This is a genomic window from Gimesia sp. (genome assembly GCF_040219335.1).
In the GTDB taxonomy this organism is placed as follows: Bacteria; Planctomycetota; Planctomycetia; order Planctomycetales; family Planctomycetaceae; genus Gimesia.
Map to the genome: position 1 here is coordinate 615136 of NZ_JAVJSQ010000004.1, position 17802 is coordinate 632937.

Below are 17802 nucleotides of genomic sequence, written 5' to 3' on the forward strand. Positions count from 1 at the left end.
CATTCCCCTTACGAAATTAACAGGTTGGAAACCGGAGCCGATCAGACCTGGCCGCAACACTTCTTATATTTTTTCCCACTCCCACAGGGGCAAGGATCATTTCGACCGACTTTCGGCTGATCGTTAACAATGGGCTCAATCGAACGCTGTTCCGGTTCGGGAGCATTATCCTGCTCGCCTGTCGGATCATCATATTCAAAATCGTCGGCCACTTCTTCATGTACCGTCGAAGTGACCTGCCACAAGGACCCAACGAAATCAGGGCTCTGCTTTTCCAGACGGAAAATCGCCGATGTCACCTGCTGACCAATGCGGCCCCACATTGCATCGAAGGCCTTCATCCCTTCGCGTCGATATTCGACCTTGGGATCTTTCTGAGCATACCCCACCAGACCAATTCCGGACCGCAGATGGTCCATGTAATACAAGTGATCTTTCCAGGAAGTATCCAGAACTTCCAGGATCAAAGAACGCTCAGCCTGGCTTAGTTCGGGCCGATAACGCTTGTTGTACGCCTGGTACAGTCGAGTCCGGACCTCATCCGTGGTGAGCGGCTCCAACTCTTCTATGGTCACATCCAGTTCCAGCTCTTTTTGTGCCCAGGTAGCGAGTTCCTGAAGTGTGGATTCCTTGTGTTCGGCTGGTGTTCCCATGACCTGAAGGTCTTCCGAATAGGCTTCGGAAAGATATTTTTCAATCCGGGTGGAAGCCGCTCCATTGACGAAGACTTTTTCGCTTTCAGCGGAGAGAATCTTCTGGATTTCGCTGACCTGCTTCCCCTTCAGCGCTTCCAGATCCAGATCGGAATGGAAGCGGGAATTGGCCCATTTCACCAGTCCCACGCGACTGTTGGATTCATTTCCGGGTTGCTGATTTCCCAGGAAGTTATACATGCCCACAGTGACCGGGAAAGTCACTTCTTTTTCGTGGTAAAGTTCTTTCACTTTCTCCAGAATCTTCGTTTTCGATTCCGGAATACTCAGATTTTTAAACTCCTGGGGATCGACTTCCAGGCCGAACTGATAATTCAGGTACCCTGACAGGGAACGAATCCCCCAGTCTTCATCCAGGAAGTTTTCCAGCGGAGTAAAATCGATTCGTTCGATTGCCTTCAAGGCATGATCGTAAAGGAACTGATGCAGCCCGTCGCGACCGATCTTCTTCAGCTCACGGTCGTTCAGATTCAGACCATAATGAGCATTCGCCCATTTGGTGAGCGCCTGCCAGTTCCAGTCATCTTCATATTCTTCCGGCAGATTTTCACTGATCTGTTCGGCGATCAGGTCATCGGCCTGTGAAGCAGCTTCGTCTTTGAGGAAGCTGACCAGCTGGTCAAAGGTCATATCCCTCACGTCGGAGGCATCCACTTCGATATGGGCTTCCTGAGTGGACCAGGCTGCAATGGTATCCCAGCGATAACTGCTGTCGAGCAGTCGATCAGTTTCTTCATCAACCTGCCTCTGGATCATTTCAATAATGAGCTCACGGCAGTTACAGCCATCTAGAATCCGCTGACGATAGCCATAGACGTTCTTACGTTGTTCGTCCATCACTTCGTCATATTCGAGCAGGTGTTTTCGCTGCTCAAAATGCCGTTCTTCTACTTTTTTCTGGGCGCCTTCAATTCGCTTGGAAACCATCCCACTTTCGATGGCCTCCCCCTCTTCCATACCCAGACGTGCCAGAATGTTTTTCACCCATTCACCGGCAAAGACACGCATCAGCTTGTCTTCCAGTGAGAGGAAGAACCGGCTGGAACCCGGGTCTCCCTGACGTCCGGAACGACCGCGGAGCTGGAGATCAATGCGTCGGGAATCATGTCGCTCAGAGCCGATCACATGTAATCCGCCCAACTGCATTACCTCTTCGCCTTCAACATCCATCCCTTCCCGTTTTTCGATCTCCTTGACGGTGGTGTCCCATTCTGCCTTGGGGATCTCAATTCGGGAGTCGTATTTCTGGCTCAGTTCTTCCCAGGCCAGATGCTCGGCGCTTCCCCCCAGGATGATGTCAGTACCACGACCGGCCATGTTGGTGGCAATCGTCACAGCACCTTTTCGACCTGCCTGCGCAATGATTTCTGCTTCACGCTCATGATTCTTGGCGTTAAGCACATTGTGGGGAATACCGTATTTACTCAAACGATGACTGACAATTTCAGACTGCTCAATAGACACAGTACCGACGAGGATTGGTCGCCCTGTCGCATGGACCTCGCGAACTTCATCCGCGATCGCATTCCATTTCTCTTTTTCCGTCTGGTAGATCACATCCGGATGGTTGATTCTCTGCATCGGACGGTTCGTTGGGATCGTGACCACATCCAGCTGATAGATTTTCCAGAACTCTTCTGCTTCGGTCATTGCAGTACCGGTCATCCCGGCGAGCTTGTCGTACAGCTTGAAGAAGTTCTGTAGAGTAATCGTGGCCAGAGTCTGTGACTCTTCCTTGATCTTAACCCCCTCTTTGGCTTCGACTGCCTGATGCAGACCATCGCCCCATTGACGACCAGGCATCAGACGCCCGGTGTTATCGTCCACGATGATGACTTCGCCCTGCTGCACTACATAATTAACATCACGTTTGTAGAGATGATGTGCCTTGAGTGAGTTGTCGATCAGGTGCGGCCACTCCATGTTTCCGGCTGTATAGAAGCTTTCTACACCTGCCAGTTCCTCGGCATGTTTCACACCAGCATCGGTCAGGTGACAGGTATGTTCTTTTTCTTTGACTTCAAAGTCTTCACCGACCTTCAGTTTCAACGCCACGGAATTTGCCCGTGAATACTTGGTAACATCATCCTGTGCGGGACCTGAAATAATCAGAGGCGTACGGGCTTCGTCGATCAGAATGTTATCGATTTCGTCCACGACAGCAAAATTGAGCGGTCCCTGTACCTGCAGCTCTTTGACCGGCTTCATGTTATCGCGCAGATAATCGAAACCAAATTCATTATTCGTCCCGTAGGTAATGTCGCAGGCATAGTGCTTCTGCCGCTCTTCGGGTCCCATCCGCGACTGAATCGCACCGACGGTCAGCCCCAGGGCGATATGAATTGGTCCCATCCACTCCATATCACGGAGTGCCAGGTAATCGTTCACGGTGACGATATGCACCTTGCCGGAAAGTGCGTTGAGGAATGCAGGCAGGGAGGAAACCAGCGTCTTACCTTCCCCGGTGACCATTTCCGCAATCGTCCCTTTGTGCAGGAAATAACCACCAATCATCTGCACCGGATAGTGACGCATATTCAAATTCCGACGGGCCGACTCACGCACCGCAGCGAAGGCATAGGTCAGAATATCGTCCAGCGTTTCACCCGCCGCCAGCCTTGCTCTCAATCTGTCGGCGGTCTGCTTCAGTTCCTCATCGGTCAGTTTCATGAGCTCCGGTTCGAAGCTGTCTATTTCTGCCAGCATGGAACCGGGAGTGATTTCATCTTTGCCGTCTTTGTCACGCACGAAGCCCAGTTTGCGGATCTGTCGCTCGTTGGAAGAGCCAAACAATCCTGTCAGAAACCGCTCTAACCATGCCGTAACTGTTGTCAGCCACTCACCCAGTTTGTCAAGGAATTCCATTATGTAACCCGAACTCGAATTCTCTAAAATTTAGACGATTGCTGCTTCCGGGCAGTCAGAGCTCACTGTCATACTGGCAGGGAGCCCATACTCACCCCGCGCTACGCAAATAGAGCGAGGTCTCCTACCGTCGACGGTCCAGAAGACATTTAATTTTTGTAAGTTCTTCTCTTTCCGAAGTTTATTTATTTTGAAAAATATGGTCAATGGCGGTCTCGCCTTCTAACCAGCGGTTTACTTCGAATTAAAGAAAGGATTCGTCATACAGAATTGCAACCAATGTGCCAAGTCTGGGGGATTTGTAATATCTACGTCTGGCTAAAATCAACGAATTTCGTATAGTTCACAGAGCAAGACCAAGTGCATAACGACACCTAACCCCCTGTGGAGACTGCACATGCAGAACAGTCCCGATGAAGAAAAATACCAGGCTGGTCCGCCACCGCTGCCCCCAGCTCCCGATTCGGACATTATCGTCAGTACAGATACGCATCGGACTGAACGGATTCCCGCTGGTCAAAGTCGAACGCGCAAATGGCCGGTCCTGCACGCAACTAGTGTGCCCGCCGTAAATCTCGACACCTGGCGACTTGAGATCGGAGGCCTGGTCAACACGCCACTCTCTTTCAATTGGGAAGAATATCAGCAGTTACCCCGCACCCGAGTCTTTGCGGACTTCCACTGTGTCACTCGCTGGTCCCGTCTGGGAAATCTCTGGGAGGGGGTTTCGGCGCGTGAGATCATGCAACGAGCGGGCGTACAACCGACGGCCCGCTATGTCATCGCCACCGGTTATGATGGCGACTGGACGACTAACCTCCCCCTGGCCGACTTCCAGTCTGAAGATGTACTGCTCTGTGACACACATGATGGCACACCCCTCGATCCAGATCATGGAGGACCACTGCGGCTGATCGTCCCGCTACTCTACGCCTGGAAAAGTGCCAAGTGGCTCAAACGGATCGATTTCATTGCGGAAGATCAACCGGGCTACTGGGAGCAGTGCGGGTATCACAATCATGGTGATCCCTGGGTGGTCGATGAAAACAATCCTGACGGAGAACGTTTTCAGTCGAGAGACCACATTCCCCCGGGGTTTGAAGCGTAACTGAGAGGGCCATTTTAAGCTCAAATATCCAGAGTTCCTGCTATCTGTTGGAATAGAATCACCCTGATCCCCTTCTAGGCCCCCCCCGTGCTTCGACCTTAAACAGTAGATTGATCAAATGAATCTGAGTTCTGCCACCGAAAAACAGTACATCAAAAACATTTCGATACTCAGCTGCTTTACGGGCGGTTACTGTCTGTTTTTTGGCACAGTTCTCTTCGCGGTCAGCCTCGTGATGCACCCAACGATTCTGATTGGCGCGGTACTGCATCTCATCACAGGCCTGCTCTATTTTCTGCTGGCGAAAGGGATTCAACAGAGATCAGAACGGAGCATCGCCGCATTGACGCTTTTTTCTGTTGTCCTGTCTGCAGCCAGTTTCACAGCCATTCTGTATATGGTCCTGGAGGACTGGAATATACCGGCACTGATTGGACTGACGATCTTCCTGATCATCAATCTGCAGCTCTTCATTGAACTGATCCTCTGGAAACGACTTCGCAGACGACTTTCCAGCACACTGGAAAGTCAGTCACAAGATTCACCCCCAAATTAATCAGCATCATTGAAAGCTACATTTCCCAAGGCCTCAGCGTTGCACAAAGTGCAGCTCGCGTTAATTCATCAGAGCTGGACTCCTGAAACCGGTCCAGTCTCAAAAAGGTTCCATTTCATCAGCGATAAGAGCTGATCTGAGAAGACACCAGTTTCCCCCAGAGGTTCGAACGACTATCATCAGTAAAACATATTCAAACGAGGCCCGCCTGGGACTTGAGTTCGTGCTTTCAATCTCACTCTAAACTCAATGATTACTCAGACGAAAGACATCGACTTTGAAGGAACTTCCTGCATGCCACCCTCATCGTACAACTCTCATTACCAGATCAGCTCTCTGTTAATCATGATGGCGATCCTGTTGTTTGCTGATATCACACAGGCTGAGGAACTGAATGGTAACGCTGTCATCCGCCATAAAACAGGTGATTCGGAGATCGTCATTACGACGACTAATCGATTAGCCGGGGCTATTCATTCTCTGACATGGAATGGGAAAGAATTCATTGACAGTTTCGATCACGGCAGACAATTGCAGTCTGCCGCCAGCTTTGACTGCGCCAGACCGGGAGAATTCTGGGCTGAGTGTTTTAATCCAACCGAAGCGGGCTCTCGCTCAGATGGTGCAGGCCCTTCTTCCTCCAGCAGGCTGCTTCGCATCCAGGCTCAGGGAAATCAACTCACCACAACGACTCAGATGGCGTACTGGCTGGCCCCCGGGCAAAAGTCATCAGGCAGGCCTGCACTTAACAAGAGGATACTTTCTAATCATCAACTGACGAAACAGGTTCGCATCGGCTATCAGAATCTTGACCAGGTACTCGACTACCGGGTGACATTTACAATCCCTGCAGGAGAGCAGCATCATTATGCCCAGTTTGAAGCTCTCACCGGTTACATGCCTGCCGAGTTCGAGTCATTCTGGAAACTCGATCCAATAACGGGAACGCTCACCCCCCTGAACGATGGACCGGGTGAGCAGAGATTTCCAGTCATCCTGAGCACCAAAGATCAGCAATATGCCATGGGCGTCTTCTCTCCTGATCAGCCGGCTCCCGGCTTTGAACACGCCGGCTATGGTCGCTTTCGGTTTGCGCCACAGAAAGTGGTGAAATGGAACTGTGTGTTTCGTGTCCGCGATCCCCAGGGAGTGGCAGCAGGTTCCTATTCGTACCAGGTCTTCGTTGCCGTGGGTACTCTCGAAGATGTGCGACGAAATCTAATGGACCTCATTATAAAGTCCGGGCAAAAGATCGAAAAATAACTTTGAGTGAAGTTGTCTCTATGATGGAACGAACAATAATCGAAAGTAGTTCTACTCTGACGCCGAAAGCGTGCGATACGGTTGATACCGGTAATACTTGGGGCGATCATCCAGACGGACGTGGAGCCAGGCCACTCCTGCTCCTGCAGTACTTAACCAGACAGGTTGTTCACTGACTCGCTGCTGCATGACACTGCCGATCGTTTTCCAGAATACCAGAACCTGTGCCTGGGGGGCTCGACGAACAAAATCCGCCAGATGACAGTAATCAAGCTCGGCAGAAGCTGGGCAGGGAACAATCAGGATCGCATCACGTCCCAGATTCGAAAAACTCACAACAGCTTTATGCGGAACGATTGAGAAATGCTCGGCAAACGTTTCTCGGTCCACTGGACGATCCAACGTGGGGCTGTCAATGATCACAAACTCAAAAGGTCGACTTAGGGTTGAGGCTGTGACTGGAGGCGTCTCCCAGCGGAACGCTGTGAAAGGTAGTGCTGCCAGCATATCGGTGAACCAGAGACTGAATTCCGTGTCTTCCTGCCACAGTTCCAGTACGTCCGCAAAGCGAACAACCTGTGAATCTTCCACAACCTGGAAACGCAGCATCCCGGACTCTGACAGCGACTCTTGTTGAAGCTTCCACATGATATGCAGCATTTCCCTGTCGTGACTCCTGTCTGGAAATATGATTCGCGACAGGTATGATAGGCTTCAATCCAACTATCGCATTGTAAGAGAGTCAGTCGAAATCCGTAAAAGTGTTTCCCGTGAATCTCGCTTTAGACGTATATTACCATCCAGACGATTCAGCCACAGTCGCAGGACTTCTGTTCGACGACTGGGAATCAGACCAGGTAGCCGAAACGCTCCTCAAATCGATCCCCGAGGTTGCGGAGTATGAACCGGGACAATTCTACAAACGCGAACTCCCCTGCCTGCTTGCTTTGATCGCAGACGTGAAACCCGAACTGGAAACCATCGTCATCGATGGTTACGTCACACTGGGAGCAGACCTGCGTCCTGGCCTGGGCACCTGTCTCTATCAGGACCTGGGAGAAGAAATCCCCATCATTGGCGTTGCAAAATCCGTTTTAATCAGACTCCCGCGGAAACGGAAATCCTGCGCGGCAACAGCCAGAATCCGCTGTTCGTCACTGCACTGGGAATTCCACTGACAGATGCGCAGCAGAAAATCAAATCGATGCACGGTCCATTCCGCATTCCCACTCTGTTAAAGCAGGTCGATCAACTCTGCAGAGTGGAAAATTGAATGGGGCTCAAACCTGTGGTGCTGCTGCGAGGACAGCCTCAGATACCCCTGAGGCATACTTCATAAAGTTCTGATTAAATGCGTGCGCCAGTTTTTTCGCGGTCTCCTTGTAGGCACTCTGATCCGCCCAGGAGTTATGAGGCACGAGCATTTTGGAATCCACATCGGGGCATTTAGTCACGGTCGCGGTTCCGAAAATCGGGTCGACTTCGGTCGGAGCGTGATTCAGTGTTCCGGAATGGATCGCGTCAATGATTGCACGCGTGTGCTGCAGACTGATTCGATTGCCGACGCCATAGGCACCTCCGTTCCAACCAGTGTTGACCAGCCAGACATTGGCATTGTACTTCCGGATTTTCTCCGCCAGCAGATCCGCATATTTACCGGGATGCCAGACCAGGAACGGCCCACCAAAACAGGGAGAGAAGGTGGCTTCTGGTTCGTTGACTCCCATTTCGGTGCCAGCCACTTTCGCAGTATAACCGCTGATAAAGTGGTACATCGCCTGCTCCGGGGTCAGCTTACTTACAGGAGGCAGTACGCCGAACGCATCACAGGTCAGGAAAATCACATCGGTAGGATGATCTGCCACACAGGGAATTTTTGCACTGGGCATGTATTCGATCGGATATGCCCCGCGGGTATTTTGCGTGAAACTCGTATCATTGAAGTCCACGTGGTGATGCGCCTCGTCATAAACCACATTCTCCAGTACCGCCCCATAGCGCAGTGCCTGGAAGATTTCCGGTTCATTCTCGCGGGACAGATAGATAGCCTTTGCGTAACAGCCGCCTTCAATATTGAAGATGCCGTTATCGGTCCAGCAGTGTTCATCGTCTCCAATCAGATACCGCTTAGGATCAGCTGAAAGCGTTGTTTTCCCCGTTCCTGACAATCCGAAGAGAACAGAGGAACGCCCCGTCTGGCGATCGGCGGTCGCCGAGCAGTGCATTGAGAGAATCCCCCGCTTGGGCATCAGGTAGTTCATGACTGTGAAGATGCCTTTTTTCATTTCGCCGGCATACTCGGTCCCCAGAATGACGATCTCACCATCCTCAATACTTAAATCGACGCTGGTTTTGGATGTCATCCCCGTAGTGAATCGATTCGCGGGGAATGTGCCTGCATTATAAATCACGTAGTCCGGCTTTCCGAAATCCTTCAACTGTTCTTCGGTCGGACGAATCAGCATGTTGTGCATGAATAATGCATGATACGGACGTGAGCAGATCACGCGGACTTTGATCTGGTATTCCGGATCCCAGCCTGCAAACGCATCGATAACGTAGAGATGCGGGCAGATATTCAGATAGTCGGTTGCCCGCTCGCGGTTACAGTAAAAGGCATGCTGATCCAGGGGGTAATTCACATCGCCCCACCAGATATCTTCCTGGGAATTCTTGTGTTTGACGACCCGTTTGTCTTTGGGGGAACGACCGGTCTTCTCACCTGAATAAGCAAGCAGCGCTCCCGTATCGGAAATTGAAGTTCCCGGCTCATAGCGTATGGCTTCTTCGTACAACATCGAAGGATCAGGGTTCCGCATGACCCAATCTACATTGATTCCATGCTCCGACAGATCAAACGACTCCATTTTCTTCTCCATTTCGAGAACTCAATTCACAGCAAACACAGCCTGCCCATCACCGCCAGTCCAAATCATACAACTTGAGGAAAGGGCGCGTCGTAAGTTTAATATCATGCTGCGCTTTCACCAAGAGTGATTCTCACCTGCAGGTCCGGTTTTCTGAGAAGAAAAGAAGTTCAGAGGCCTATCGGGCAGCCAGACGCTGCAGTTCTGGTTCCATTCGCTGCATCGCTTCATCAAAAGTGACCAGAGGTGCATATCCGAAATCAAGTCGGGCACGACTGATATCATAGTAGTGAGAACTGCTCAACTGAGAGGCAAGAAAGCGGGTCATCGGCGGTTCACCTGGAAGGTGCAACGTACGGTACAAAAATTCCAATACGCTGCCGATCCGCTTGGCGGCCTTGACCGAAATCCGCTTTTCAACGGGTGGCAGTCCCGCCAAAGCCAGCAGTTGGTTAATCCAGGCCCACATCACCACCGGTTCCGGCTCATTGATGAAATAGGCCTGTCCACCAACGGGAGAATCGCAATACAGACGTGCGGCAGCCTGCAGATGGGCCGCTGCCGCGTTTTCCACATAGCACATTGAGATCAGGTTCTCGCCCGTTCCCACCTGCCTTAAGCGACCGGATTTCGCACGCTGAATCAGTCGGGGAATCAGATGATTGTCACGCGGGCCCCAGATCAGATGCGGTCTCAAAGCAACGGTCGCCAGACCACGCGTCCCATTGGCCGCCAGGACAGCCTGCTCAGCCAGCATCTTTGTGTGTGGATAATGACAGAGAAAGTTCTGGCTATAAGGGAGTTTCTCACTGGCATTTTCATGCGCAGAGCCATCGTAGACCACACTCGGAGAACTCGTATAAATCAGACGCGTCACTCCCTGTGACTGACAGGCTTCTAGAACGTTCAAAGTCCCTTGAGTATTAATACCGTAGAAATAATCCCACGGTCCCCAGATGCCGGAGACAGCTGCCGTATGATAGACCGTCTCAATGCCAGTACAGGCTCGCTCTACTGCAGCAGCATCGCGAATATCCCCCTGGATGGTTTCGACATTCAACTCCTTGAGGCGAGGATACTCTCCACGACAAAAAACGCGGACCGTCTCCCCTGCTTCGACCAGTTGTTCGACGATATAGAGCCCCAGGAATCCGCCTCCCCCGGTCACGAGGACTTTCATGTAACCAGCCTTTCGGCCCAGGGAGCCAGCTTTTCGCGAAAGATTTTCACATTATGCCTGATATCAACGGGTAACGATTTATGAAACAGGACCGTTTCAATTGACTGCGTGAGTGCATTCGCCTGCCCCAGCTCGAGCAGTTCCTCTGTCAGTTGTTTGCGTGCTGTCTGACTTTGCGGAAAGTCCCCCTGCTCCGGCTCTACAATAATCACCGGACGTTGTTTTGGTTTCTCACCTACGCCCACCAGAGCACAACGGTAAATCCGCGGATGCTGATTGAATATCGCCTCGCAACAGATGGTAAACATCGGGCCCTCGGCCGTTTCAACCATATGTGCTTTCCGGCCACAGAACCAGAGCTTTCCATGTTCATCCCGGTAACCCACATCCCCCATGCGGTGCCAGAACTGTGCTCCATCTGGAATTTTTGCCAGACGCGTCGCTTCGGGACGCAGGAAATATTCACGAGTGGCCATCGGCCCCTGGACGATGATTTCTCCGATCTCCCCGACAGGAAGTTCTTCTGCCTGTTCGATCGACTCGAGGGGCTCGTTATGAATCCGAATGATTTTGACCTGCACCCCGGGAAACGGAATTCCCACACAGGTCCCGGCTCCTGTCGCCGTCAGTTTTGAGGTCTCTTCCAGTACCTCACGTCCACAGATGGAAGCAACCGGCAGCGATTCTGTCGCTCCATACGGAGTATTGATGTCCGCATCCGCACAACTTAATGTCTGACGCATCCGTTGAATGACATGGACGGGAACGGGGGCACCAGCAGAAAGCACACGTTTTAGAGAAGGAAGTTTAATGCCGTGCTCTTCACAGTACCGGCCAATCCGATTCCACATCGCGGGAGAACCAAAGGCCTGCGTCACCCCCTGATCATTCATCTGGCGGATGATTTTCTCCGGATTAACCAGGGCCGGCTTCGTCGGATCCATATCGGGCACGACGGTGGTCACCCCCATCGCCGAATTGAAGAGTGCAAACAGCGGGAACCCCGGCAGATCGACTTCACCCGGCTGGATCTGGTAATAATCGCGTAAGAGATCTACCTGAGACCAGAACATGCCATGCTCATAGGCCACCCCTTTAGGGGGACCTGTGCTCCCGCTGGTGAATATGATCGCCGCCGGATCGGTGCGATCCCGTTGAATGATTTCAAACGGGGTCCATTCTTTCCCCAGTAACCAGTCATAGTCGATTCCTGATGTCAGAACCGGCTTACCAACAGTCACGTTCAGGCGGGCTTTGGGAAAGTCGCGTCGCTTGATCTTGCGAAACAACTGTGCCAGCGGAATCGCAACAAAACCTTCAGGCTCCACTTCGGCCAGACAGCGAATAATATTTTTTCGCCCCATTCCCGGATCGATCAGAATGATCACCGCTCCCGCCTTGAACAGCGCAAAGGTGAGTGCAATGAACTCCAGACTGGGACGCACCATCAGGGCCATCCGGGTTCCCGGCTTCACTCCCAACTCAATCAGTCCCCGCGCCAGGCGATCACTCTCCTGGTCCAGTTGCTGAAAGGTCAGACTGCTGTAGGTATATCGGCCCTGCCGGTCCTGACCCGCGGGAAAGACCACCGCTTTCTGGTGCGGCCAGACCTGAGCGGACTGGCTAAGACGATCGGCGATATTAAATTGATCAGACATGACAGACAGGTACGCAGCTTCCGAAACAGGGAAAGTCCTTTACTGGCGAACCAGAATTTCTCCCTTACCCAAGGTCAGAAAATCGCCGCAGTAGCGGCGATATTCACTGCTGAAACAGTTCTCCGGAACCGGAAAACCGGTTTGCGCCAACTTGCGCAGAAAAAACGAGAGCCATGTCGGCCGATAAAGGCATGAGTAGCGAAATGTGGGCAGCAGATCCGGCGTTCCCGCATCTCCCAGCAGCCCGAGTGTCCCTCTCCGCATTCCAGCTCCGGCCAGTGCCCCCATTTTGCCGAAAGTAAAAATGGAACCGGCAATCATATCAAACCCGGTCGCATCGCCGGCATCACCCCCGATGACAATCGTGCCACGACGCATCCGATGCCCGGTTTCATTACCGACATGGCCATTGACTGTGATGGTGCCTCCCCGCATCCCACGTTTACTGCCAGGATAGGCAGCTCCAAGAAGATCGCCGGCATTACCTTGAATGCTGAGTGTCCCTCCCTGCATCTCAGTCGCGGCACAATCGGCGACATCTCCTTCAACGAGAATTTCACCGCCTGTCATCTCCGCCCCCAGATGCATGCCGGCACTGCCTTCCACACGGATGCGACCTCGTGAGAGACCGGCACCAATGTATTTCAGTCGCGAACAATCACCTGTAAAGACCAACAGATCCGACTCTGCATCGCTCTGCTGGACATCAAAGAATTCCCCCACGGTAGACTGACGATTGCCCCACAGAACGGGTAGCGCACAGATCTGTCTCAGTGACTGACCACTCACTGATTCATGACTCACCGAGTTTACTTCGAGAGAGACCGGGAGTGTCTGTTTAAGCGTAAACGTGAGGGCCATTCGGGATGTTCTATATCAGCTGTTGACGGTTTTCTGGCCCATGTTAGCCAGACCTTCGATGAAACGCCGTGCTGACAGATAATCATTGGGAACCATGTCCCGGATCTGTCCCCGCAGCTGATTCTTCATGACCTGTGCTTCGTTATAAATCTCCTGCGAGATTTCGGAAGTGACACCGGTCGAATCACGCAGTTTGAAGAGCTCTTGCATTTTATCGCGAGATGCTTTGTATTCTTCTCCCATCAAAGCTTCGGGCCAGGAGATTTCCCCGGTTGCAGGATTCAGCTGGCTGGCACTCAGTGTGGTATCAGTTTGCGTAAAGCCAGGCTCGTAATACACGGGAGTTCCGGTCTCGCGACGCTTCTCGTTCTCTTCAACTCTCTTCTTACGAGCGGCTTCCTGCTGTGCTTCCCGTTCTTTCTGCTCGGCAGCCCGTTGCTGATTATAGGCCCGCTGTGCCTTTTGTACCGACACGTAGGTATCAGCCAGTTTCTTCTGGTTTTCGATATACTTGCCCTGAGCGTCCTGGTAATTCACCAGCGCCTTGGTGTGATCCACCTGGGCCTGTCCTCGAGCACGCACCAGATCAGCCATTCCCTGATAACGGGAACCGAGCGCATCCACCGGAGAGCCCCAGTTGCCAGTGTAGTATCCGCCATACCAGGGACTGTAAATCGCCGGACTGTAGCTGCCGGGCCAGTAATAAACATTGTTGTTTCTATACCAGGGACCTGCCTTCAGGAAATGACCAGCAGAAAACAGTGTAATGATTCCCAGTAACAACATGCTCATTTTCAAAGTGACTGTTTTCATGTTCGACCTCAGAGCGGAATTTGAGTGTAGTTCACGTGACTGCCCGAAATCTGATTCGCAGCAGACGGCTTGTGTGATTTCCTGATGAATCCGAGTGGAAATACTTGATTTTTAAACTCGGATCATGATATCAATTATAGCATAATGTTCTCGAATCTTTTTCGCCAGTCTTTCATCTGAAGGTAAGATGAATTCTTTCTTATCCACAGACCACTGGTACTCGCAACGATCAGCTCCAGGAACCATGCTCATGCGTCAGTTACTTACTGCAGGACTCACTTTGGCGATCTGTCTGCTCGCGACTCCCCTACTTCTTTCAGCCAGCATGGACGTCAATAAACTGGTCCAGGAACTGAAAAGCAACAATGAGGACGCTCAAGCACTGGCAGCACACCAGTTGGGCGAATTGGGGCCGAGTGCGAAAGCTGCGGTACCGGCGCTGATTTCTGTCGTCAAAGAGGGTTCTGTAGCGGCCCGCAGTGAAGCCATCACCGCCCTGGGAAAAATCGGGCCTGATGCCTCAGCTGCCGTTCCTGAACTTGCCAAAGTTCTGCGTGGTTATTCTGTCATTCTTAAGTACAACACTTTGCAGGCCCTCCGCCAGATTGGCCCCGAAGCCAAACCCGCTCTGAAGCAGATCATGCCTCTACTGGAGAGTAACAATTCTTACCTGAAAATTTCCGCCGCCTGGGCTGCTGCGAAAATCGATCCCGAAAATCAGGAAACCTTGAAACAGGTCATTCCCATCCTGCTGGAAGGCTTGAATATTTCGATCAACGAGGTCCGCAATGATGCGGCACTGGCTCTGGCACAGATTGGTGCTCCCGCAGTCAAACCATTGCTGACAACCCTGAAACACGAACACGAAGCGAACCACAATCAGGAATGCCAGCAGATCTGTGATGTACTGGCCCAGATGGGGGCCGGTGGCGAATCAGCGATTCCGACCCTGATCAAAATTCTGGAAAAAGTTGATGATCCGAACCTGGTCTGGCGAGCCGCACACGCTCTGGGAAATATCCGCTCGCAACCTGAGAAAGTTGTCCCCGCATTAACGGCGGTCCTCACAAATAAATCTGAGATCGTGCGTGCGAATGCCGCTATCTCGCTGGGAGACTTTGGTCCTGAAGCCAAATCGGCTGTCCCTGCTTTAACGAAACTGCTGTCAGATCCTGAACTCAATGTCAAACTGGACGCCGCCACTGCTCTGGGTGCCATTGGACCGGATGCAGCCTCTGCCGTCCCCGAACTGGCTTCTGCGATGCAGGCAGGTCCCGTCTCTCTGACACTTACGAGTGCCTCTGCGCTGGCAGCCATCGGTGATGCATCTGTCCCCGCATTGAATAAAATGCTGCAGGACGATTCCCCTTTGAAATTACTGGCTGTTCATGTATTGGGCGAAATCGGTACCGGTGCCGGGGCCTCCATTCCGGAACTGATCAAGCTGTTAGATTCTACCGACCCGGAAGTTAAAATGTCGGCGATTACCAGTCTGGGAGAAATGGGACCTGCTGCGAAAAAGGCAGAACCTCAACTGCTGGAAATCCTCAAATCAGCCAAGGATCGCACCCGGAATGCCGCTGTCTTCGCCCTCTCCAAAATGGGCAGCAAAGCAGCTATCCCCGAGATCAAGAAACTCGCTGCTGAGTCATCTGATGACGAACGTTTACAGCTTGTCTGTGCCTGGGCACTGGTCCGCAATAATCCCCATGACCCGGAAACGATTAAAACAGCACTCCCCGGTCTGACGAAAGCACTCACCGATGAGCGTCCCCTGGTCCGCCGAGAAGCCGCCAATGCAATTTCCCTGATGGGACCTGAAGCCAAATCTGCGATCCCTGCACTGACAGCGGCTCTGAAAGAAGAAGAGAATCCCCGCGCCATCCAGGAACTGATCACAGCCCTGGCCGAAATTGGTCCCGCTGCCGCACCTGCGATCTCTGCAATTGCCCCCTATCTCAATTCGGGTAATATCGATCTTCGTCTGGTCGCAACGTATGCGATGGCCCGTTTCGGCGCAGTAGCCAAAGCTGAAGTTCCCCAGTTGGAGAAAACTCTCAAATCCAGCAATAACAATATGGAGAACGCTGTCACCCTCTGGGCATTGACGAAAATTGATCCGACTCCTCAACGGGCTGAGAAAGCAGCTCCCGTGATGGCCAAAGTCGTAACCGACCATCCGAATCCCGACGCCCGTCTCGAAGCGGCAATCAGTCTGGGTGAATACGGAATCAAAACTCCAGAAATTAAGCAGGCCCTGGAAGCCGCATCCAAGGATCAGGATCCACGCGTCAAAAAGGCAGCAGCAACAGCTCTCAAAAAACTGAGTAGCTGATTCTCACAAACTGTTGACATAAATCAACATCTCCACCGATTTGTTGATTTATGACATCAGCGGGAAAGCTCCTTCGCTGGCAGCTGGATTTCAGCGATTTTGATATTCAACGAGAGACACTTTCTACAAAGAATTTCTCGCGAAGGGTTTAGACGCAGACTACTCTCCAGATTCAAAGTCCGCGCGAACCGATTATCCGTGATTGGGTCTTCAGCAGATCACTGGCATGGATCTTGCGATTCTCTTATTAGTGCAGAGTAAGAGAATTGGAAATCGAGACATCCTTTACCAGTATGGGAGCTGCCATGATCACCGTTGCTGAAATCAACGACATCGAACGCCTGGATCACTTTCGACTGGCGTGGCGCGATCTGCTCGGTAAAACCAAGGGAGCGACCTTCGCTCATTCTCCGGAATGGCTGGAACACTACTGGGCACACTTTGGAAAGGGGCTCAAATTACGTGTTCTGTTCGTCACACTGAGGAACAAAATCATCGGTATCGTGCCACTGGTCGTCAAACCGGTGACAACACCGCTGGGCACCGTGCGCGTTCTGACGTACCCACTGGACAACTGGGGCACTTTCTATGGACAGATCGGTGGTAACTCGGCAGCAACAATGGTCTCAGCGATCAGACACATCCGCTCGACTCGACGTGACTGGGACCTGATCGACCTGCGTTATATTGACCAGGATGGTCACGACCATCGGCGGACCGCCAACGCCTTAAAGTCGGTCGGTTATCAGGGGAGTTCAGCTCCCTGGCGTCGTTCATTCCTGGTCAACACGAGTGATACCAGCTGGATCGAATATCTGGCCAGTCGATCCCCTGAAGCCAGAGAACATATTCTAGAGGCTGAGGAAATCACTGCTAAAGATGGCCACGTTTCTTTTTACCGTTCACGGTTAGAAGATCCACTGGCTCCGGGCTGGAATCCACGTTGGGATCTCTGGTCTCAGTTTGAGCAGATGGATTTCCGACATGGGAATCAGACACTGATCGCTGGAGGCGCTCATACTCTCAAACAAAAGCTGGACTTCCTGCGGGATATCCATGGCCCTGCATCACGCTCCGGGATGGCCCGCATCGATGCCCTGTTCGTCAATCATCGTGTCGTCGCATTTGCCTACGGCCTGCAACACACTGCTGGTACCGATTACCTGGCCATCGGTCGTGCTCCTGATACCAATCCGGAAACGGTCACGACTCTCATCTCAAATATGATTCAGCAGTCAATCCTGGATGGAGAACCTGCCGTGAACCTGAGCTTATTGAGCCCGTCTGCAGCCAGCCTGTGGCAGAACAGTGCATTACACAGCTACCGCTGCTCACATTATCCGCTGACAGTTCCACGGTCACAGTTATTGAGGCTGAACCGCTGGATGCAACAGCCTGTAGCCAGCGCCAAGGCCAATGTCAGTTCAGCATTGGTCAGTGGCAGGCAGGTCACCCCGGAAATCGAATCGAGTATCGAACTGGCTGCGATTGCACCAGAAGACTGGCCCGAAGAGACCAATGTGAAAGCGGAGCCTGATTCCGATCGCCCCCCTTTTCGCATTGTCGGTTGATCAACGCTGAAG

13 protein-coding genes are annotated in these 17802 nt (G+C 52.2%); 6 read left to right on the forward strand and 7 right to left on the reverse strand.

Translation table 11 applies throughout. The features are described from left to right. Positions 1-41 precede the first annotated feature (41 nt). Positions 42-3578: a preprotein translocase subunit SecA gene (gene secA, locus RID21_RS03575; RefSeq protein WP_350187206.1), complete on the reverse strand. Its 3537-nt coding sequence runs from the start codon at positions 3576-3578 to the stop codon at positions 42-44. 397 nt (positions 3579-3975) lie between these two features. Between secA and RID21_RS03580 the strand changes: the two genes are divergently transcribed. From RID21_RS03580 to RID21_RS03590, 3 genes are all read left to right on the forward strand, one after another. Next, positions 3976-4686 carry a molybdopterin-dependent oxidoreductase gene (locus RID21_RS03580; protein ID WP_145440665.1) on the forward strand — a complete coding sequence of 237 codons (711 nt, stop codon included), beginning with the start codon at positions 3976-3978 and terminating at the stop codon, positions 4684-4686. A gap of 118 nt (positions 4687-4804) precedes the next feature. Further along, complete coding sequence (locus RID21_RS03585; RefSeq protein ID WP_350187207.1) at positions 4805-5242, forward strand: hypothetical protein; 438 nt, start codon at positions 4805-4807, stop codon at positions 5240-5242. A 294-nt stretch (positions 5243-5536) separates the two neighbouring features. After that, on the forward strand, positions 5537-6505 hold the full coding sequence (locus tag RID21_RS03590) for a hypothetical protein (RefSeq protein WP_350187208.1): 969 nt from the start codon (positions 5537-5539) through the stop codon (positions 6503-6505). Positions 6506-6556: 51 nt separating this feature from the next. On the opposite strand, the gene RID21_RS03595 is transcribed toward RID21_RS03590, so the two are convergent. Further along, positions 6557-7153, reverse strand: coding sequence for a DUF6940 family protein (locus RID21_RS03595; RefSeq protein WP_350187209.1), 597 nt, complete (start codon positions 7151-7153; stop codon positions 6557-6559). Positions 7154-7275: 122 nt separating this feature from the next. Between RID21_RS03595 and RID21_RS03600 the strand changes: the two genes are divergently transcribed. Next, entirely contained in the window at positions 7276-7683 is a 408-nt protein-coding gene (locus RID21_RS03600; RefSeq protein ID WP_350187210.1) for an endonuclease V, read from the forward strand. A 102-nt stretch (positions 7684-7785) separates the two neighbouring features. On the opposite strand, the gene pckA is transcribed toward RID21_RS03600, so the two are convergent. The 5 genes from pckA to RID21_RS03625 all read right to left on the reverse strand — a co-directional run bounded on the left by pckA (position 7786) and on the right by RID21_RS03625 (position 13884). After that, positions 7786-9372 carry a phosphoenolpyruvate carboxykinase (ATP) gene (gene pckA, locus RID21_RS03605; protein WP_197993997.1) on the reverse strand — a complete coding sequence of 529 codons (1587 nt, stop codon included), beginning with the start codon at positions 9370-9372 and terminating at the stop codon, positions 7786-7788. A 178-nt stretch (positions 9373-9550) separates the two neighbouring features. Next, on the reverse strand, positions 9551-10552 hold the full coding sequence (locus RID21_RS03610) for an NAD-dependent epimerase/dehydratase family protein (protein ID WP_350187211.1): 1002 nt from the start codon (positions 10550-10552) through the stop codon (positions 9551-9553). Beyond that, complete coding sequence (locus RID21_RS03615; RefSeq protein ID WP_350187212.1) at positions 10549-12210, reverse strand: fatty acid CoA ligase family protein; 1662 nt, start codon at positions 12208-12210, stop codon at positions 10549-10551. The genes RID21_RS03610 and RID21_RS03615 overlap by 4 nt, the downstream gene beginning before the upstream one ends. Positions 12211-12249: 39 nt before the next feature. Then, a complete protein-coding gene (locus RID21_RS03620) occupies positions 12250-13071 on the reverse strand; it encodes a formylmethanofuran dehydrogenase subunit C (RefSeq protein ID WP_145440672.1) in 822 nt (273 codons plus the stop codon). 15 nt (positions 13072-13086) lie between these two features. Next, entirely contained in the window at positions 13087-13884 is a 798-nt protein-coding gene (locus RID21_RS03625) for a hypothetical protein (RefSeq protein ID WP_350187213.1), read from the reverse strand. A 250-nt stretch (positions 13885-14134) separates the two neighbouring features. Here RID21_RS03625 and RID21_RS03630 point away from each other — a divergent pair, with 250 nt between their 5' ends. Both RID21_RS03630 and RID21_RS03635 read left to right on the forward strand, forming a co-directional pair. Next, positions 14135-16219: a HEAT repeat domain-containing protein gene (locus RID21_RS03630; protein ID WP_350187214.1), complete on the forward strand. Its 2085-nt coding sequence runs from the start codon at positions 14135-14137 to the stop codon at positions 16217-16219. A gap of 305 nt (positions 16220-16524) precedes the next feature. Beyond that, positions 16525-17790, forward strand: a complete 1266-nt coding sequence (locus tag RID21_RS03635) for a GNAT family N-acetyltransferase (RefSeq protein WP_350187215.1) — start codon at positions 16525-16527, stop codon at positions 17788-17790. Positions 17791-17802: the final 12 nt, after the last annotated feature.